General features: G+C 66.9%; 14 protein-coding genes. 8 read left to right on the top strand and 6 right to left on the bottom strand.

Features of this window, described 5'->3' with window-relative positions; translation table 11 throughout:
• Nucleotides 1–2: 2 nt before the first annotated feature.
• The 3 genes from CAP2UW1_RS11100 to CAP2UW1_RS11090 are packed head-to-tail and all read right to left on the bottom strand — an operon-like array spanning nucleotide 3 to nucleotide 3,528.
• Nucleotides 3–1,610 (bottom strand): GMC family oxidoreductase, encoded by a 1,608-nt coding sequence (locus CAP2UW1_RS11100; protein WP_015766718.1) that lies wholly within the window; start codon nucleotides 1,608–1,610, stop codon nucleotides 3–5.
• The gene (locus CAP2UW1_RS11095) at nucleotides 1,610–2,113 is read right to left on the bottom strand and encodes a hypothetical protein (protein ID WP_015766717.1); all 504 of its coding nucleotides are present in this window, start codon (nucleotides 2,111–2,113) and stop codon (nucleotides 1,610–1,612) included. The genes CAP2UW1_RS11100 and CAP2UW1_RS11095 overlap by 1 nt, the downstream gene beginning before the upstream one ends.
• Entirely contained in the window at nucleotides 2,110–3,528 is a 1,419-nt protein-coding gene (locus tag CAP2UW1_RS11090; RefSeq protein ID WP_015766716.1) for a coniferyl aldehyde dehydrogenase, read from the bottom strand. Before CAP2UW1_RS11090 ends, CAP2UW1_RS11095 begins: the two co-directional genes overlap by 4 nt.
• A 111-nt stretch (nucleotides 3,529–3,639) precedes the next feature.
• Between CAP2UW1_RS11090 and CAP2UW1_RS11085 the strand changes: the two genes are divergently transcribed.
• The 7 genes from CAP2UW1_RS11085 (at nucleotide 3,640) to CAP2UW1_RS11050 (ending at nucleotide 12,249) form a co-directional block, all read left to right on the top strand.
• Entirely contained in the window at nucleotides 3,640–4,371 is a 732-nt protein-coding gene (locus tag CAP2UW1_RS11085) for an FFLEELY motif protein (protein ID WP_015766715.1), read from the top strand.
• A gap of 352 nt (nucleotides 4,372–4,723) precedes the next feature.
• A complete protein-coding gene (locus tag CAP2UW1_RS11075) occupies nucleotides 4,724–5,128 on the top strand; it encodes a hypothetical protein (protein ID WP_015766714.1) in 405 nt (134 codons plus the stop codon).
• Between the two features lie 96 nt (nucleotides 5,129–5,224).
• The gene (locus tag CAP2UW1_RS11070) at nucleotides 5,225–6,457 is read left to right on the top strand and encodes a lytic murein transglycosylase (protein ID WP_015766713.1); all 1,233 of its coding nucleotides are present in this window, start codon (nucleotides 5,225–5,227) and stop codon (nucleotides 6,455–6,457) included.
• 133 nt (nucleotides 6,458–6,590) lie between these two features.
• Nucleotides 6,591–7,979 carry an HD-GYP domain-containing protein gene (locus CAP2UW1_RS11065; RefSeq protein WP_015766712.1) on the top strand — a complete coding sequence of 463 codons (1,389 nt, stop codon included), beginning with the start codon at nucleotides 6,591–6,593 and terminating at the stop codon, nucleotides 7,977–7,979.
• Nucleotides 7,969–8,652, top strand: a complete 684-nt coding sequence (locus CAP2UW1_RS11060; RefSeq protein WP_015766711.1) for an ABC transporter ATP-binding protein — start codon at nucleotides 7,969–7,971, stop codon at nucleotides 8,650–8,652. The genes CAP2UW1_RS11065 and CAP2UW1_RS11060 overlap by 11 nt, the downstream gene beginning before the upstream one ends.
• Nucleotides 8,649–11,156, top strand: coding sequence for an FtsX-like permease family protein (locus tag CAP2UW1_RS11055; RefSeq protein ID WP_015766710.1), 2,508 nt, complete (start codon nucleotides 8,649–8,651; stop codon nucleotides 11,154–11,156). Before CAP2UW1_RS11060 ends, CAP2UW1_RS11055 begins: the two co-directional genes overlap by 4 nt.
• Before the next feature lie 16 nt (nucleotides 11,157–11,172).
• Nucleotides 11,173–12,249 (top strand): lipocalin-like domain-containing protein, encoded by a 1,077-nt coding sequence (locus tag CAP2UW1_RS11050; protein ID WP_015766709.1) that lies wholly within the window; start codon nucleotides 11,173–11,175, stop codon nucleotides 12,247–12,249.
• Nucleotides 12,250–12,300: 51 nt separating this feature from the next.
• Here CAP2UW1_RS11050 and CAP2UW1_RS11045 read toward each other — a convergent pair whose 3' ends face one another.
• Both CAP2UW1_RS11045 and CAP2UW1_RS11040 read right to left on the bottom strand, forming a co-directional pair.
• Nucleotides 12,301–13,506 (bottom strand): patatin-like phospholipase family protein, encoded by a 1,206-nt coding sequence (locus CAP2UW1_RS11045; RefSeq protein WP_015766708.1) that lies wholly within the window; start codon nucleotides 13,504–13,506, stop codon nucleotides 12,301–12,303.
• 72 nt (nucleotides 13,507–13,578) lie between these two features.
• A complete protein-coding gene (locus CAP2UW1_RS11040) occupies nucleotides 13,579–14,055 on the bottom strand; it encodes an Lrp/AsnC family transcriptional regulator (protein WP_015766707.1) in 477 nt (158 codons plus the stop codon).
• A gap of 189 nt (nucleotides 14,056–14,244) precedes the next feature.
• On the opposite strand from CAP2UW1_RS11040, the gene leuA reads away from it, so the two are divergent.
• Entirely contained in the window at nucleotides 14,245–15,942 is a 1,698-nt protein-coding gene (gene leuA, locus CAP2UW1_RS11035) for a 2-isopropylmalate synthase (RefSeq protein ID WP_015766706.1), read from the top strand.
• Between the two features lie 80 nt (nucleotides 15,943–16,022).
• Here leuA and CAP2UW1_RS23755 read toward each other — a convergent pair whose 3' ends face one another.
• Complete coding sequence (locus CAP2UW1_RS23755; RefSeq protein ID WP_015766705.1) at nucleotides 16,023–18,530, bottom strand: ATP-binding protein; 2,508 nt, start codon at nucleotides 18,528–18,530, stop codon at nucleotides 16,023–16,025.
• Between the last annotated feature and the right edge of the window lie 101 nt (nucleotides 18,531–18,631).

Here is an 18,631-nt window from a genome sequence, read left to right as displayed (position 1 = left end):
CCTCAGGGAATGAGCGGCGCTGGCCTGCCGGCCAGTTCGGCGGCGAGCAGGCTGGCATTGCGGGCGACCAGGCCGTAGATCGAAAGCTGCGGGTTGACGCCCAGGCTGGTCGGAAAGACCGAGCCGTCGTGGACTGACAGATTGCCCAGCCAGAAGTGCCGGCCACGGTGATCGACGACGCCACGCGGCGGGGCGTCGGCCATCGCGCAGCCGCCCATCACGTGCGCGCTCACCACCCGGCAGATGAGCGGCTTCAGCGGCAACAGGGCGATCCCCTTGCGCGCCTCAGCCCAACTCGTATAGCCGGGTGCCGCCTCATGAACCGGCGTGACCCAGCGCGCACCGGCGGCGAACTGAATCTCGGCCATCGCCAGCAGCGCGCGGCGGGCGGCTTCCCAGATCACGTCGCCGAGCGGGTAGTCGAGCACCGGCAGACGGTCGGCGCCGAGACGCACCTGACCGCCGCGACTTTGCGGATTGAAACCGTCGCGCAGCAGGGCCAGCAGGACGCTGGCACTGGTGAATTCGCGCATCAGGCGCGCATGCGCCTCGCCGTAACCCTGCAGCGTCGTCGAAAAGAGGACCGGGTGCAGCGGCGCCGCTTCGAGCTTGAAGCCCAGCGGCCCGTCGATCGGCGCCTGATGGAGGAAGTGATCCGAGTACATCGACTGCGGTGCGCCGGCGTAGCCATCGACGCGCTCGGGCATCAGCGCCGAAGAGATCACGACCGGGTGCAGGAAGGTCCGCTTGCCCAGCAGGCGGTGCGGGTCGGGAACGCCGCTGCGCATCAGCAGTGCAGGACTGCCGATGGCTCCGGCAGCGACAACGAAGTGGCGAGCGCGAAAATGTACCACCTTGCCGGAAGGGAAGATGCCGTCAGGCTTCAGCGCCAGGCAGTCGAGGCCGGTGACGCGACTGCCGGCAAAGCGCAGACGGTCGGCGCGCAGCCGGGTGTACAGTGTCGCACCGCGGCCCAGCGCCGCCGGAATGGTGGTCAGCAGCATCGACTGCTTGGCATTGGTCGGGCAGCCCATGCCGCAGTACCCGAGGTTCCAGCATCCCTTGACGTTGCGCTTGATGTGCCCGATGTCGATGCCGAGCTTCTCGCCGCCGCTGGCGAGTACCTTGTTGTTCGCGTTGGGCGGAGTGTCCCACGCACGCACCCAAAGCTTATGTTCCATCACGGCAAACCACGAACTCATCGCATTGACCGTCAGTTGCCGCAAGCCGAACTGCCGCTGCCAGAAGTCGAGGACTTCCGGTGGCGTGCGAAAGCTGCTGGTCCAGTTTACCGTCGTCGAGCCGCCGACACAGCGGCCCTGCAGGATGTTGATCGCCTTGTCCGCGGTCTTGCGTGCTCCCGACTCCTGATACAACTGCGGATAGGCGTCCGCTTCGCGCATCGTGAAGTCACTCGACGAGCGCAGCGGCCCCTCTTCGACCAGAACGACGCGCAGGCCGGCGTCACTGAGAATGTCGGCGCTCACCCCACCGCCGGCCCCGGTACCGACGATGATCACATCCGCCTCGATCGTCTGGCTCCTGGCCAGCGTCGAAGCATCCACGTGCTTCCAGCCGGAAGCGAGGCCAGTCTTGATCGGATCCAGCATCAGAAGTACCCCTTGGGTGGGCCGGGATAGCCAATGGCTTCCCAGGTATCGGGACGCGCATACCAGGCGCCGAAGGTCAGATCGTGCAGCGCCGCGTAGGCGCCCTGCAGCAGGCCCAAGCGGCTTGTCCGCCAGGATTCGAGGAACTCGCCGACATCGGCGACGCTCGCCTCACGCCATGGCTTGCCGACACCGGCGAGAAGCATTCTTGCGGGCGCCACGACCAGCAGGCCGAACAACTCGCCTACCTCCCGTTGCGTTGCCGGGGCAAGACCAGCGACTTCGCTGGCAATGCCATCGACGGTCAGCGCCACCAAGCGGCGCCGCGGCTCGCCAGCGGCGGGCAGCGCACCATCGAGCATCGCATTGCTCACGGCGCCGAGCATTTCGCGCTCGGCGGTGGTGAGAGGACGGGCACCAGCGGCGTTGAGCCAGCCGGCGAAGGTCAGCAACAGGCTGCCGCCGAGGCCGGTCCTGATGAACTGCCGACGGGAAGGTATCATCGCAGCAGGATCCTCGTCAGACGCTCGAAGACGGCCCCGTAAGGCGGCTTGAACAGGCCGATGGCGGAGAGGCGAGATTGTCGGAAGACCGCCTTCTTTACCGAGAACGTTTCGAAGCCCGCGAAACCGTGGTAACAGCCCATGCCGCTCGGGCCGACACCACCGAATGGCAGATCGTCCTGCGCGATGTGCAGAATCGTGTCGTTGACGGTCACGCCGCCGGCGACGGTTTCATTGAGCACGCGCTCGATGTTGGCGTTCTCGCGGTCGAAGTAGTACAGCGCGAGCGGCCGCGGCCGGCTGTTGACAAAGCGAATAGCCTCATCGAGATCGCGGTAGGGCAGCACCGGCAACAGCGGCCCGAAGATTTCCTCCTGCATTACGCGCAGACTGTCGCTGAGGTCGAGCAGCGCCAGCGGCGGCAGCCGGCGGGTCGCCGAATCGGCAACCGCGCCGGGCGCCAGATCGATGATCTTCGCGTTTCCCGCACGCGCTTCCTCCACGTACGCGCAGAGGCGAGCGAACTGGCGTTGATCGACGATCGTCGAGTAGTCGGTGTTGCTCTCGATGGCCGGATAGCAGTCGGCGACCACCTGCCGGGCGTGCTCGATGAACGCCTGCTCCTGGCCAACCGGAAGCAGCACGTAGTCGGGGGCAATACAGGTCTGTCCGGCGTTCATGCATTTGCCGATGATGATGCGCTCGACCGCTCGGGCAAAGTGGCCACTCGCGGCAAGCCGCGGCCCGATGATCGCCGGCGACTTGCCGCCGAGTTCAAGAGTCACTGGCGTCAGGCTGTCGGCCGCTGCGCGCATCACCTGCCGGCCGACCGGCGTCGAACCGGTGAACAAAAGATGATCGAAGGGTAGTCGCGCGAACTCCTGGGCCACGCCCACATCGCCTTCGACCACCGACAGTTCATCGTCGGCGAAGTATCTGGCGACGAGTTCGGCGAACAGGGAAGCAGTAGCCGGCGTGTTTTCCGACATCTTCACCAGTGCCCGGTTGCCGGCAGCCAGCGCCGCGGCGAGCGGTGCCGCGGCGAGAAAGATCGGGTAATTCCACGGGACGATGATGCCGACCGCACCCAGCGGCTGGTAGCGCACCTCGGCGCGACCCGGTTGAAACCACAGCGAAACCGAGCGCGCTCGTGGCCGCATCCAGCGCCGCAGGTGCCGGCGTGCATGGCCGATGGCCGCATGGCTGGGAAACAGTTCGAGCAAGCGTGTCTCGGCCACCGAGCGGTGGCCGAAATCACGACGAACCGCGTCGGCAAGCGCGGGCTCATTATCCAGGAGCAAGCGGTCGAGGGTCAGCAAGCGACGCTCGCGCACCGCCCGATCGGGATTCGAATCGCCACGCGCGGCTAGCTGCAGCCGCGTAAAGCGGCTCGCGAGCGGATCGGGATGGGGCATGCGCTGCTCCTTTCTGGGCTGATTTCCGGATCCAGTGTATGCGGTGCCGCGCGTTCGCGTTAGGGGTTGCCCTCTAAACGGGGTCGGGCGAACGATGCATAATCCGTCACCATGGACGATGCGACGGCTTTCACCGAAAAGCAGCAGAGCGCCGAGGCGCTGCGCCGACACCTGAAGACAGCCAGGGGCCTGCGCGAGCGGGCCAGCTTCGCGCCTGCCGCAGCGCAGGCCCGCCTGCGCCTGCGCGAATGGCAGGCCGCGCGCCTCGCGCGTACGCACGCCGACCTGCTGGCCAGCCCGAGATTCGGTCAGGCGGCGCAGTTCTTCCTTTCCGACCTGTACGGCCCAAGAGACTTCAGTGGCCGCGACGAGGAAGTCGAACGTATCCTGCCGATGCTGATCAAGATGCTGCCAGGCTCGGCGCTGCGTACGATCGCCCTCGCCGTAGAAGTCGACGCGCTGACCGAGCAACTGGATTCGGCCATGATCGCCGAACTTTGCCGGGCTGGCCGGATCGAGTGCATTGACGAAAGCGCGTACGCAGCGGCGTACCGCAGTGTCGGTTGCCGCCCGGAACGCGAGCACCAGATTGCACTGATTCGCCAGACCGGCGAAGCGCTCGACCGGGTCGCCAGAAAGCCGCTCTTGAGCGGCCTGCTCAGGTTGATGCGCGGCCCCGCACATCTGGCCGGACTGGGCGACCTGCACAGCTTTCTGGACTGCGGCTTCAACGCCTTCCGTGGCATGGGCTCGGCGCGCGAGTTTCTCGACGCGATCGACAGCAAGGAGCGCCAACTGCTGATCGACCTGTTCTCGGGAACGGCCGACCCATTTGCAGCGTAGCGCGGCGCGCGCAGGCTGCCGGTGACAACCGCCACGCTCTGACACGCCGCCTGTCAGAGCGCTTTACACACTGTCACACAAGGGGACAGAGACACCACAGACGTACCCCGATCCGACGACTAGTATTCGCACTGTCGCCGGGACGTTCCCCCTCCCCCCCTCCCCCTCGGGAGCGCCCTGTCGAAGCAGCACGGACCCGTCCAGCCCCCCTCTGGACGGGTCTTTTTTTGCCTCCGATGCCAGCGTGGCGTGCTCGAGGGTCGGCGCAACGCCCATACACGCCACATAGTCTGCGGAATGCTTACAATGCGCAGCGAGCCTTGGCATCGCCGCATCGAACGTAAGGACTACCATGACCAGCAAAGAGCAAACCTCCGGCTTTACCAGCCCGCACCTGGCGGCGCCCCAACTCGGCATTCTTGGCCGCTTGTTGACCATGGCCGCGGCTGCGGCCTTGCTCGTTGCCGTCTTCATGTTCTCCCTGCTGGCACTCGGCGTCCTTCTCGTCGTCGGGCTGCTTGGCTTCGCCTACCTCAAATGGAAGACGCGCCACCTGAGCAGTTTCCTGCGCCAAGGGATGCCCCGTCAGCCGAACCCGCACGACGGACAGGCGAGTCCTGGCGGCTACGTGATCGAGGGAGAGGTGATCGGCGACGCCGAATACGAGACGCACCGCTCGTCGTCGGCCACCGGCAAACCGACAACTGACGCGCCGACGCGCCAACAGCGTATGACGACGACGGACAGCGATTGCTGACTCCAGCGTACGGCCAGCCCACTTCTTGCGGCCCCCTGCGGTGGCCCCTCTGCCAGCCAAGTCGTTTGCCAACCCCTCGCCCGTGAGTCCCCAGCCATGAAAGACGCCTGCCTCGCCCTGTCCCTATCCCTGTCCCTGTCCCTGCTCCTGACGATCGGCGGCGAGGCCGTCGCCGCACAAGAGGCGGTTCCGGCCGACCGCTTTTCATCCTGCATGAGCACGCTGCGCGGCGAAGCCGCGTCCAAGGGTGTGTCGGCGGCGTCCTTCGACCGCTTGACGAAGGGCCTGGCGCCCGATCTGAGCGTCCTCGAGTTCCTCGACTATCAGCCGGAGTTCCGGACGCCGATCTGGGATTACCTGGCCGGACTCGTCGATGACGAACGCGTCGCCGATGCTCTCGCCATGCGCGAGAAGTGGCTCGGCCCACTTGCCGCCGCCGGCGAACGCTATCAGGTCGATCAGGACACGGTGCTCGCCGTCTGGGGAGTCGAAAGCAACTTCGGTCGCAACTTCGGCAAGCGGCCACTGCTCACCTCGCTTGGCACGCTGGCCTGTTTCGGGCGCCGCCAGGGCTATTTCCGCGGCGAGTTCCTGAGCGCGCTGAAGATCCTTGACACCGGCGACATCGCGCCCGAGCGTTTGGTCGGTTCATGGGCCGGCGCGTTCGGCCATACCCAGTTCATGCCTTCCACGTTCCTCCGGCTGGCGGTCGATGGCGATGGCGACGGCAGGCGCGACCTGATGGACAGTGTCCCGGATGCGCTTGCCTCGACCGCCAACTTCCTCCACCGCGCCGGCTGGCGGACAGGTGAGCCCTGGGGCTACGAGGTCGTGTTGCCGGCCGGCTTCGACACCAGCATCGCCGGGCGCAGCAACAAGCGCCCGCTCGCGCAGTGGAACGCGCGTGGCGTCCGCCGCGCCGACGGCCAGCCGATCGCCGCCTCGGACGCTGCCGCCGGTCTGCTCCTGCCCGCCGGCCCGCGCGGGCCGGCATTTCTCGTCTTCCGGAACTTCGACGTCATCTACGGCTACAACGCCGCCGAGAGCTATGCCCTGGCCATCGCCCATCTCAGCGACCGGATCAAGGGGGGCAAGCCTTTCGTCACGCCCTGGCCGACGGACGACCCTGGCCTGTCGCGGCGCGAGCGCCGCGAACTGCAGACGCTCCTCGCCGCCCGCGGCTACCCGATCGGCGAAATCGACGGCATGATCGGCGCCAACTCGCGGCAGGCGATCCAGGCCGAGCAGAAGCGTCTGGGTGTGGCCGCCGACGGTCGCCCCGGGCAGAAGCTGTTGAACACCTTGCGAGCAGATCCGCCAAGCCGCTAGGCTTGGCCGACTTCGCCAGCGCCCCGCCAGAGCCCGAAGCCTTTGCCTGCTGCCGGTTATCCGGCAGACTGTTCCATGATGACCCTGGCCAGGCACCACCTGCCCAGCGCCAATTTGCGTAAAAGGAACGAATTTGTCGGGATCTGCCGACGACGTGACACCCAATGCGGGCGAGATCTCCATCGACGCATCCCAACTGCGTCCGGGCGTCCACGTCCGCCTGCCGGTGCCCTGGATGGAGCACGAGTTCATGTTCAGCTCCTTTGTCATTGCCGATGAAGAACAGGCACGGCTGATCGCGGCGATGCACCTGCCGCAACTGTTCTGCGACCCGACACGCTGCAAAGTCCCGCCGCTGCCCTTGCGGCCAGCGACATCGGCGGCCGAGGCAGCCGTAACACCCGAGCAGGAAGCGGAAATAGCACGACTGGCAACCCTGGCCGCCACCCACATGGCCCAAAAGCGCGAGCGCTTGCTGGCCATGAACGAACTCCGGAGCGAGCTGAGAAAGCGGCTCAACAACACACGCCGGTACTACCTAGGGGCTGCCAAGACGGTTGGCGGCGCGCTCCGCGGCTTCGCCACGAGCGCTCGCGAGGCCATGAATCAGTTCGTTACGGTCAGCGAGGAATCCACGACGGCATTACTCGCCGACCCGGACAGCGCCATCATGCTGATTGCCGACATGGCGAACAACGATGGCCACGCCGCGCACGCGCTGTCCGTAATGACCCTGGCGCTATTGCTCGGCAAGAAGGCGGAACTGCCGGAAGTGTCCTTGCGAGCGCTCGCCGTCGGCGCTCTCTTGCACGACATCGGCAAGCTGTCGATCAGTCCGGCAATCCTGCGCAGCAGCGAACGTAACCGGCACGAGGCAACGATCTATCGGACGCACTGCCGCAGCGGCTACGACGAGGCCTTGCGCGCCGGCACCGTGTCACAGGCGATGCTCGAGGCAATCCTGTCCCATCACGAACGCTTCGATGGCAGCGGTTTCCCCGACCACCTCAGCGGTAGAGAGATCCCCCTGGCGGCGCGGATAGTGGCGATTGCCAACCGCTTCGACAACCTCGTCAATCCGGTCGACTACCGCCACGCGCTGTCCCCTTCGGAGGCTCTGGCAACGATGTGGGCGCGCGAAAAGATGAGGTTCGACCCGGGTCTGCTGGGACTGTTCGTACGGGCAATGGGCGTTTATCCGCCGGGATCCATCGTGCAACTCAGCGACGGCCGGATCGGCGCCGTCGCCGGATCGGCGCCTGACGCCAAGCCACTCAGCCCGCTGGTCACCATCTATGCACCGGAGGTCCCGCGCCAGCAGGCAATCCTCGTCGATCTGGCGAACGACGAAGGGCTCGTCATCGAACGTTCGCTGCGCCTGCCGCATCGCTCGCCGGATGAGCTCGATTACCTGCTGCCGCGCCGCCAGATGAAGTGGTCCTACATGGCTGCGCCGGAGAGAGCCAGTTCGCGCGTGGCCGGTGCCGTCTCGGCGGCCGTCGCAGGTAGCGATGCCGAATAGTTCCTGTCCAATGCTCGCCGTTGCCGACCTCGCGAAGCGCTACGCCGATGTCGGCCGACCCCTCTTCAGCGGTATCGATTTCGCGGTGGCTGCCGGCGAGATCGTTGCCCTGGTTGGTGAATCGGGAATTGGCAAGAGCACCCTCCTCAACTGCATCGCCGGCCTCGAGACTGCCGACTGCGGATCGGTCCATATCGGCCCGCACGCACTCGACATGGTTCGGCTCGATGAAGCGGCGCGGGCCGCGCTGCGCGCGCGCAACATCGGCTTCGTCTTCCAGGCCTTTCACGTGCTGCCGACGCTGACCGTAGCACAGAACATCATCGTACCGTTGCTGCTCGCGCGCGTACCCAGCGGCGAGCACGCCACGCGCACGCAGGCGCTGCTCGAGCGCGTCGGCCTGGCCGGCTTCGCGGACCGATGGCCGGCTTCGCTTTCCGGCGGCGAGCTGCAGCGCGTGGCGATCGCGCGCGCGCTGGTGCACCGCCCGGCGCTGATTCTTGCCGACGAACCCACCGGCAACCTCGACCCGAGGACGGCCAGCGACGTGCTGTCGCTGCTGCTCGAACGGGTTCGCGAGCAGCGCGCCGGTGCGCTGATCGTCACCCACTCGCAGCACGTCGCACAGTGCTGCGACCGCGTTCTGACGCTGACGGCGAACGGGCTCGCATGAATACCCTGGCGTGGTGGCTGATCCGCGCCCAGTTCCGCACGCGGCGCACGGCGACGCTGCTGTCCATGCTGGCGATTGCCCTGGGCGTCGCCCTCGGCTACGCCATTCATCTGATCAACGACGCCGCACTCGCCGACTTCGGACGCGCGATGAAGACCGTGCAGGGCGACCCCGATGCCGTTGTCGGCGCTCGCGACAGCGCCGGCGGGGTACCCGTCGCCACCATCAACGCGATCGCCAGCGACCCGGCGGTACTGGTCGTCGCACCGGTGATCGAAACACGGGTGCGCGTGAATAGCGTACGGACGCCGGTGCGACTGATCGGCCTCGACGTTTTCAGCGCCGCGGCGGTGATGCCCTGGTTGCTGCCACGACAGGATGACCGCTCGACGACCGGCGGCATCCTCGATGGCGACGTCTATGCCTCGCCGTCCTTGCTCGCCAAGCTCGGACTACAGGCCGGCGCGACGGTGACCCTGGCCCGCGGCGATCGTGAATGGCTGACAAAGATTGCCGGCGACCTGCCAGCGACCGGTCCCGACGACTTGCTTCTGGTTGCCGACATTGCCTGGGTCCAGGAACGCTTCGGACCCAACGAGGCGGTCGGCGAGGGTCGCGTCCGCCTCGCACCCGAAGTCGACCTGGCGACCTGGCGGACCGCGCTGCAAGCGCGACTGCCCCCCGGCCTGCTCGTGCGGGCTGCTGAAGACGACCGGACGCGCGTCTCCAACCTGTCGCGTGCCTACCGTGTCAACCTCAACGTCCTGGCCCTCGTCGCCTTGCTGACCGGTGCTTTCCTGGTCTTCGCCACGCAATTGACGGCCATCGCGCAGCGGTCGACACAGTTCGCGCTGCTTGGCGTCCTTGGCCTCTCACCGCGCATGCGCCTGCTGCAGGTTCTCCTCGAAGGACTGGCGATCGGCATCCCCGGCGCCGTCGTCGGGCTCGGACTCGGCTACGCACTGGCGTTCGCCTTCACGCAGATCCTCGGTGGCGATCTTGGCGGTGGCTATTTCTCCGGCAGCACCCCGAGCATCGTCCCGCAGCCGGCACCGCTGCTCGGATTCCTGGCGCTCGGTTGCGTCGCCAGCCTCGCCGGCGCGCTCTACCCGGCCTATCTGAACCGCGTGCAGCCACTGGCGCAGGCGCTGAAAACGGGTTTTGCGCAGAGCCGTGCCGCGTTCTCGGCCCGCTCCAGATGGCTCCTGGCGGCCTTGCTGGCTCTCGCAGCGTTCGTACTGGCGCAGATGCCGCCGCTGTTCGAACTCCCCCTGGCCGGCTACGCCGCGATCGCCCTGGTGCTGATGATCGGCGTCAGCAGCGCACCTCTGTTCACCCGCGCGCTCTTCGGCTGGCTCGCCAAGCGCCGACTGCCGGCCGCCCAACAGATCGCGATACAGAACGTCGCGCAGGCGCCGCTGATGGCGCAGGTCGCGGCCAGCGGCCTGATCATCAGCTTCGCACTGACGGCCAGCATGGTGATCATGGTCGCCAGCTTTCGCGTCGCCGTCGACCACTGGCTCGACCACGTCCTGCCCGCGCCCCTCTATCTGCGCGGCAAGGCAACTCCCCTGCCACAGGAACTGCTCGATGCGCTGGCCGGCACCCAGACACCGTTCGCCCGCATCGAGCGGAGCGCACAGGAAACGCTGGTCATCGACCCGCAGCGACCCAGCGTGGCACTGCTGGTGCGCGAACTCGAACGCGACAACCCGGCGGCGCGACTGCCGTTCACCGGCCCGGTAGTGGCACCGCCGGCCGACATGCCGGTCGTCTGGATCAGCGAGCCGATGCACGAGATCTACCGGATCGCGCCGGGTCAGACCCTGCGCCTGCCCTTGCGCGGACACGACGTCGAGGTTTTCGTCGGCGGCGTCTGGCGGGACTACTCGCGCCAGTTCGGCGCCGTGGCGATCGGTCGCGATGACTTCGTCAGACTCGGCGGCCGCTTCGCGCCAAGCGAGCTGGCGCTGTGGCCGCTGCCTGGGCAGGAAAGGCTGGCCAGCGACTGGCTGGCGCCCTGGACCGACAGGTACGGACTCGAACTCGCCGACAGCCTCGAGATCCGGCAGCTGAGTCTGTCGATTTTCGACAAGAGCTTCGCCGTCACCTACGCGCTCGAGGCGGCAGCGATGCTGATCGGATTGTTCGGCCTGGCGGTAACGCTGGCGGCCAGCGTCTGGCTGCGCGCGCGCGAGTTGGCCACACTGGGTGCGCTGGGTTTCGATCGCCGGATGCTCGGTCGGGCAGTGATGGTCGAGGGCGCGCTGATCGCGCTCGTCGGCCTGCTCATCGGTCTGGCCTGCGGCGTCGCCATCGGCGGTATCCTGACGCATGTGATCAATCCGCAAGCCTTTCACTGGCGAATGGCGCTCACCATCCCCTGGCCGGCCGTCATCGCCGGGGCCTTGCTGACCCTGGCGGCGGCGATCGTCGCCAGCCGCTACGCCGCGCGCCAGGCGACCCGGCTGCCGGTTGCACGCGTCCTCGCCAGCGCCGACTAGACCACGGAGCTGCCACGTGCGCCGCCGCACCTTCCTCGCCACTCCCCTGCTGCTGCCAACGCTGACGCGCGCGACGCCGGGCGCAACGGCGGTCGCCTATCCCCCCGTCATTCCGGGAGCACGCCTGACCTTCCCGCGCGACCACGGAGCGCACCCCGATTTCCGTACGGAATGGTGGTACGTCACCGGCGTCCTTGACTTGCCGCAGCGCGACATCGGCTTTCAGCTGACGTTTTTCCGCAGCCGGCCGGGCACCGCCGAAGCCCTGGATTCACCGATTGCCGCGCGTCAGATCCTTTTCGCACACGCCGCGCTGACCCTGCCTGGCGACCGCTTGCGGCACAGCGAACGCGCCGCCCGGGCCAATCTCGGTGCAGCCTTTTCCAGCGAAGACTGCGACATCAGCATCGGTGCCTGGCGGATGCGGCGGCTGGATCGGCGCGACGGCGAGGCCTTCTCACTGCAGGTGAACAGCCCGCAGTTCTCCTATGACCTTCTCTTGACGCCGACGCAGCCGCTGTTGCTGCAGGGCGAGGGAGGGTATTCGCGCAAGGGCAGCCGACCGGAGCTGGCCAGCTACTACGTGAGCTGGCCCCAGCTACAGGTCGCCGGCTTCCTGGTCAGCGACGGCAAGCGCCTGGCAGCGCACGGTCGCGCCTGGTTCGACCACGAATGGTCTACGGCGATTCTTGGTGACGGCGCCGTCGGCTGGGACTGGATCGGCATCAATCTCGCCGACGGCGGCGCACTGATGGCGTTCCGCCTGCGCGACGCGCGGGCGGCCACGGTTTTTGCGCACGCCACCTGGCGCGACGCTGCCGGCCACGTGCGCCAGTTCGCAGCCGCCGACATCCGCTTCACGCCGCTGCGCCTCTGGGCGTCACCGCGCAGTGGCGGCCGTTATCCGGTGCAAATGGAAATCCGCTTCGGCGAGCACACGGTGCGGACCCTGCCGGTCCTCGATGACCAGGAACTGACCACCAAGCGGCCGGCACCTGTGGCTTACTGGGAGGGCGTGGTCAAGGTCGACGGGAGCCTGGAAGGTCGCGGTTACCTGGAGATGACCGGCTACGCCGGGCGACTGACCCTGTAGGGCGAAAACCACGCCTGGCGCCAGCTCGCCCGGGGCTGGCTCTACCGCCAGTCAGTTGCCGAGAACCAGTTCCAGCAGTTCGTCGGCGCGTGCCATGGCATCGCGTTCACCCATCGCCATCAGCGACTGGATGAAACCCTGCTCGAAGAGCAGGTAACTCGCCAGGGCGCCACCTCCGCCCTTGAGCATGCCGAGGGCGGCCAGCGCCTGGCGAATCGCCGTCGGCAACTCGCCGGTGGACTGTTGCGCCAGAGCATCGAGCGACTCCGTCGGCGCCATCGCCAGCACGTCGATCGCCTTGTAGTTCATCGCCGAAACCGCCTCCTGCGGCAATCCGTTGATGGTGTCGGCAACCCGCCGGGCCTGCTCGACGTCGGCCTGCAGCGTATCGTGAAAGACGCTCGCCATGACATGCCCGGCCATGCTGCCGAGACTCGGGCCACGCCCCGGGATGCCGGCCGGAGCCACGGCGAAGCCAGGACGTTCGGGCTGTCCGACACCGATGACCAGGATTTTTTGCGCGCCCAGGTGCATTGCCGGCGACAGGGGCGTGATCTGGCGCATCGAGCCGTCGCCGAAGTGCTCTTGCCGCCCCTCGACCGTCAATGGGGTCGCCGGAAAGAGAAAGGGTATGGCACTCGAGGCCATCAGGTGCGCGATCGTCAAGGGTTGGAACTCGGCGCGACGCCCAGGACGTGTCCACGGCTGAAAGCCCTCGCGACTGGCGGTTTGGCAGAAAGTCCAGTGCACGCCGCTCGTATAGCTCGAGCCGGTCACCGCCAGCGCGTCGATGCTCCGCGAACGCAGGGCCTTTTCGATGTTGTCGAGCGAGATGCCCCGGCCGAGCATTTCGGCGAGGGGCGTGTTGTCGAGCAAGGCGCCCCTCGCCTGCACATGCCGCGACAGCCCGAGAGCCAGCGAGACGCGGCTGAAGGCGAGCCAGCGAGGAGCGGTGAGGCGGTAAACGTCGCTCGATCGCAGTCGCCCCCAGAACTCGGCCAGTTGCTCGAAGGCCTGCAAGCCCTCCAGTGCGTGCGCGGCCAGGAAGGCAGCGTTGATCGCGCCGGCCGAGGTGCCGATCAGGATCTGGAACGGAAATCGGCGAGCCCTGCCCGGTTGTGCCTGCAGCATGTTCCCCAGCGCGCGCAGCACGCCAACCTGATAGGCCGTGCGTGCGCCGCCGCCCATCAGCACGAGGGCAAGGTTGGGCTGCTCGTAGTGCCGCATGCCGGCATGAATGATGGTGGCCAGGCTCATCAGCCGGTTCCGCGAGAGAGCCCGAGGCAGGCGGTCATGGCAGTCAGATCCTCCGTCAGCGATCCGGCCGCCTCAGGCCGGCTGCGTCGGCAGCGGCAGCGCGGTCTTGTCGACCACCTGGCGCAGCACGAAACTCGAATGGACCCCGGTCACCCCGGGGATGCGCGTAATCCGGTCAAGCAGGAGTTCCTGATAGGCGTCCATGTCCCTGACCACGACCTTGAGCTGGTAGTCGGCATCCTGGCCCGTGATCAGCAGGCATTCGAGCAGTTCCGGGATTTCCGCGATGCGGGCGTCGAAGGTGCTGAAGCGCTCCGGCGTATGCTGATCCATCGAAATGTGGATCAGTGCCATCAGCGACAAGCCGAGCTTCCTGGCGTCGAGCAGCGCGCGATAACCGGTGATCAACCCGGACTCCTCGAGCGTACGCACCCGGCGCAGGCACGGCGAAGGCGACAGGCCGATGCGGTCGGCGAGATCCTGATTGCTGATCCGGCCCTCCCGTTGCAGTACCTGCAGAATCTGCCAGTCGTAGCGGTCGAGTTGCACGACTCCCCTCCAGTGCCAACTTGTCGCAATATTTTACGTGTTTCTCTCATAGCATGGCAATTTTCTTGCCATTAATCTGCCCAACAAGCCACATAACGCAAGCACCTGCGGGCCGCTTTTCCTTAAGATGACACTCGTCGCATCGTCGCATCGTCGCATTCGTCAAACGCCCTGCCAGGAGCCGCCATCATGTTGCAGAACCCCGCCAGCAAATACCGTTCCTTCCCGCCCGTCGACCTCGTCGATCGTCAATGGCCGAACCGCCGCATCAGCCAGCCGCCAATCTGGATGAGTACCGATCTGCGCGATGGCAATCAGTCCCTCTTCGAACCGATGAACCTCGAGCGCAAGATGCGCATGTTTCGCATGCTCTGCGACATCGGCTTCAAGGAGATCGAGGTCGCTTTTCCGTCGGCCTCGCAGACCGACTTCGATTTCGTGCGCCGCCTCATCGACGGCAAGCATATTCCCGCCGATGTCAGCATCGAGGTGCTCACCCAGGCGCGCGAGCACCTGATCCGGCGGACGATGGAATCGTTGAGAGGCGCCCGCCGGGCGATCGTGCATGTCTATAACGCCACCTCGAAACCCTTCCGGGACTTCGTCTTCGGCATGACCCGCTCGGAAGTCGTCGACATGGCCGTCGGCGCCGTCAAACTGATCAGACAACTGGCCGCCGAACAGCCGGAGACGGAATGGGTGCTGGAATACAGCCCGGAAACCTTTACCGCGACCGAACTCGACTTCGCGCTCGACGTCTGCAACGCCGTCACTGCCGCCTGGGACGCGACGCCGGGCAACAAGGTGATTCTCAACCTGCCGACCACCGTCGAACTGGCGACGCCCAACGTTTACGCCGACCAGATCGAGTGGATGCACCGCCACCTCGAGCGGCGCGACAGCGTCATCCTCAGCCTGCACCCACACAACGACCGGGGTACCGCCGTCGCCGCGGCCGAGCTCGCCTTGATGGCCGGCGGCGACCGGGTCGAAGGCTGCCTGTTCGGCAACGGCGAGCGCACCGGCAATGTCGATATCGTGACCTTGGCGCTCAATCTGTACACGCAGGGCGTCGCGCCCGGCCTCGATTTCTCGGACATCAACGCCGTCGCCCGAACGTTCGAACACTGCACGCAGTTGCCGATTCACCCACGCCACCCCTATGTCGGTGACCTCGTGTTCACGGCCTTCTCCGGCTCCCACCAGGATGCCATCAAGAAGGGCTTCGCCGCCAAGCAGGCCGATGTCGTCTGGGACGTCCCCTACCTGCCGATCGACCCAGCCGACGTCGGCCGCAACTACGACTCGGTGATCCGCGTCAATAGCCAGTCCGGCAAGGGCGGCATCGCCTACCTGCTGGAAAGCGAATACGGCGTGGTCATGCCGCGCCGGCTGCAGGTCGAGTTCTCGGGGGTCGTCCAGCGGCATACCGAGACGCACGGTGGCGAGGTCAGCGCGGCCGACATCTGGCAGCTCTTCGCCACGACCTATCTCGACACCCGCGCGCCGCTCCACTATCGCGAGCACCGCTTGTTCGAACACGGGCAGGCGCAAGGCATCCGGATCACGGTGGACATCGACGGCGTGCCACACGTGCTCAGTGGCGAGGGCAACGGCCCGATCGACGCCGCGGTTCACGCGCTCCACACTGTCGGCATCGACGTCCAGGTGCGCAGCTACGAGGAGCGGTCGATGAGTGCGAGCCGCGAGGCAGGCAACGCCCTTGCCTGCGCCTTCATCGAACTCACTCCCAGCGAGGGCGGCGGCGAGTGCTACGGTGCCGGGGTAGACGCCAACATCGTCACCGCGTCGATCAAGGCTCTGCTCAGCGGCGTCAATCGCATGCAGTCAGCGCTTCGCGACGACCACCGCCAGGAAGCCGCGTAGCGGGACGTCTCGCCGTCGGACCCGGCAACGTCACGCCGCGCCACGCCCGCGCCAATCTATCGTCGGCGTGCCGAAGGGCTTCAAGCGTCGGCCGCGAGCCAGCGCCCGAGCAGGTCACGCAGGGCGGCAGCCGGGAACGGTTTGGTCAGATAGTCGTCCATGCCGGCCTGCAAGCACTGCTCGCGATAGCCGGCCAGCGCGTGCGCGGTGAGGGCGACCACCGGCGTGCGCGCTGCACCGCTGGCGCTCTCGGCCTCGCGAATGCGCCGCGTCGCCTCGAACCCGTCCATTCCGGGCATCTGGCAGTCCATCAGGATCAGGGCGAAGCGCTGGCGCGCATGTGCGGTCACTGCCTGTGCGCCGTCGCCCACCATCACGACCTCGACTCCGTAGTGCTGCAGAACCGCCCGCGTCACCTCCGCGTTCACCGGGTCGTCCTCGGCCACCAGCACGCGCTGGTTGGCGAAGGACTCGACCGACACACGCCGCTCCGCCACCGGCGGCGCCACCTCGGGCAGCCGCAAGCAGAACCAGAAGCACGAACCCTCGCCGAGCGTGCTGTGCAAGCCGATGTCGCTCCCCATCAGGCGTACCAGCTGACGCGCGATCGACAAGCCCAAGCCGGTGCCACCAAAGCGCCGCGTCGTGCCCTGGTCGGCCTGGGCAAACGCGTCGAAAATCCGTGCCTGCTTGTCCGGTGCGATGCCGAGGCCCTGATCGCGGACCGCGAAGCGCAGCGCGCCGTCGCCGTCGCCGTCGTGGCGCAGCTCGATTTCGATGATGCCGCGCGCCGAGAACTTCACGGCGTTCGACACCAGATTCAGCAGCACCTGCCGCAGCCGAACCAGATCGCCCTCTACCCAGCGCGGCACCGCCGGCGCCACCGATACCACGAGCCTCGCCCCCTTGGCGCGCGCCGCCTCGCCGAAGAGGTCGCTCATCTCGCGCACCAGTTCCGGCAGATCGAATCTCACCGATTCCAGCTCGAGCCGCCCCGCCTCGATCTTCGAGAGGTCCAGTACGTCATCGAGTACTCCGAGCAGCGCCCGCCCCGAGCGCTGGATCGTCTCTGCGTAGTGGCGCGCCCGCTCCTCCAGGGCCTCGGTCAGCAGGAGTTCCGCCACCCCGATCACGCCGTTCATCGGCGTCCTGATTTCGTGGCTCATGTTTGCCAGGAAGGCCGATTTGGCCTTGCTCGCCGCCTCGGCGGCCTCCTTGGCGGCGATCAGTTCCCTCTCGATCTGCTTGCGCTCGCTGACATCCTGGACAACCCCGGTCAGCGTGCTGATCCTGCCCGCGAGATCGGTGCACAAGACCTGCGCGCGCACCTCCACCGTCCGCTCGTCGCCATCGGGGCGCACGACGCGGTGCTCCAACCTCTGCGCAGCACCCGTCGCCAAAACCTGCGCCAGCGCCTCGGCCAGCTTCGGACGGTCCTCGACAGGTGTAGCGGCGACATAGTCGGTGCGAAAGAAGGGCGTGAAGCTGCGCGGCTCGTGGCCGCAGATGCGGTAGACCTCGTCACTCCAGGTCAGACGATCGGTCTCCAGATCAAATTCCCAGTTGCCGACGTGCGCCATCGCCTGCGCCTCGGCCAGCTTCGCCTCGCTTCCCTCGAGAGCGAGCAACGCCCGCTTGCGTTCGCTGTCGTCGATACCGAAGATGTAGGCGCCCTGCACCGCGCCATCCTCCGCCCAATCGGGCACCAGGTACACCCGGTCGTAGCGCGTCGTTCCGTCGGCTGTCGGCAAGGCGCGGTCGTACTCGACGGCTTCCCCCTGCAGCACTCTTTGCAGATGTGGCGCGACATCGCGATACACCTCTTCCCCGAGGACGTCCACCACCGCCCTGCCGGCGATGTCCGCCGGCGCTTTGCCGAAGCGTTCGGCAAAGCGCCGGTTGACAAACGAATAGCGCGCGACGCTACCCGTGTAGTCGGCATAGGCGATCGACGCGGGCAGACCGTCGACGATTTGCTGCAAGCGCTTTTCGCCTTGCCGAAGGCTTTCCCGGGCAGCGGCTCGAGCGCGCACGACAATCTTGGCCGCCATGGCCACGACGGCCAGCGACGATATCTGGGCGATCAAGGCCAGAGTCATGGCCTCGGCCTCCGCCACCGGGCTCTGCGGCAGCAAACCCCGGGCGCTGCCCAGATAGAGCCCGACGAGAACCAGGGCATCCGCCGCGAAGGCGACGAGCAGCACGCGTGCCTTGCCGAAGGTGCCGAGCGTCGCGAGCAGCGCAATCAGCCAGGGCACCGCCACCGAAAGCACGCCACCAGTCACGGCGGCCCAGATCGCAACGTAGGCGATTCCGGCGAGGTTGGTGAGGAGGAGTATGCCGGTCGGGTTGGCGACGAAGCGGATGCAGACCGCGGCGAGCACCGGCGTTGCGACGGCGGCGGCGAAGACCGCCAGTTCGACCGTGCTCGGCCGGCTGCGCACGAGCAGGAACACCACGAGCACCAGCGACAGCACCGCCGAGATCGTCAGCAGCGATCCTGCGACGGATCTTCCGTTGGCAGCGAGCCTGGCGTTCGCGCGCGCGTGCGGCGGCACGAACCAGTCGAGAGCTTGCTTGCCGGTCACCGCGCAGGGCCCGGTAGCCAGTTCCCGTGTGTTCGCCGCCTGGCGCAGGGCCCTCGTTCACCACGGACCACCGCCAAAGGCAGAGGCCAGGTTCGCGCGCA

The sequence above is a fragment of the Candidatus Accumulibacter phosphatis genome (assembly GCF_000024165.1).
Classification (GTDB): domain Bacteria; phylum Pseudomonadota; class Gammaproteobacteria; order Burkholderiales; family Rhodocyclaceae; genus Accumulibacter; species Accumulibacter phosphatis.
This window is presented reverse-complemented; position numbering and strand designations above follow the sequence as displayed.

What these genes read in the sequence shown, in the direction of transcription:
- CAP2UW1_RS11090 (WP_015766716.1), bottom strand. Translation starts at nt 3,528, where the DNA reads ATGCCCCATCCCGATCCGCTCGCGAGCCGCTTTACGCGGCTGCAGCTA.
- CAP2UW1_RS11070 (WP_015766713.1), top strand. Translation starts at nt 5,225, where the DNA reads ATGAAAGACGCCTGCCTCGCCCTGTCCCTATCCCTGTCCCTGTCCCTG.
- leuA (WP_015766706.1), top strand. Translation starts at nt 14,245, where the DNA reads ATGTTGCAGAACCCCGCCAGCAAATACCGTTCCTTCCCGCCCGTCGAC.
- CAP2UW1_RS11100 (WP_015766718.1), bottom strand. Translation starts at nt 1,610, where the DNA reads ATGCTGGATCCGATCAAGACTGGCCTCGCTTCCGGCTGGAAGCACGTG.
- CAP2UW1_RS11075 (WP_015766714.1), top strand. Translation starts at nt 4,724, where the DNA reads ATGACCAGCAAAGAGCAAACCTCCGGCTTTACCAGCCCGCACCTGGCG.
- CAP2UW1_RS11085 (WP_015766715.1), top strand. Translation starts at nt 3,640, where the DNA reads ATGGACGATGCGACGGCTTTCACCGAAAAGCAGCAGAGCGCCGAGGCG.
- CAP2UW1_RS11045 (WP_015766708.1), bottom strand. Translation starts at nt 13,506, where the DNA reads ATGAGCCTGGCCACCATCATTCATGCCGGCATGCGGCACTACGAGCAG.
- CAP2UW1_RS11060 (WP_015766711.1), top strand. Translation starts at nt 7,969, where the DNA reads ATGCCGAATAGTTCCTGTCCAATGCTCGCCGTTGCCGACCTCGCGAAG.
- CAP2UW1_RS11095 (WP_015766717.1), bottom strand. Translation starts at nt 2,113, where the DNA reads ATGATACCTTCCCGTCGGCAGTTCATCAGGACCGGCCTCGGCGGCAGC.
- CAP2UW1_RS11055 (WP_015766710.1), top strand. Translation starts at nt 8,649, where the DNA reads ATGAATACCCTGGCGTGGTGGCTGATCCGCGCCCAGTTCCGCACGCGG.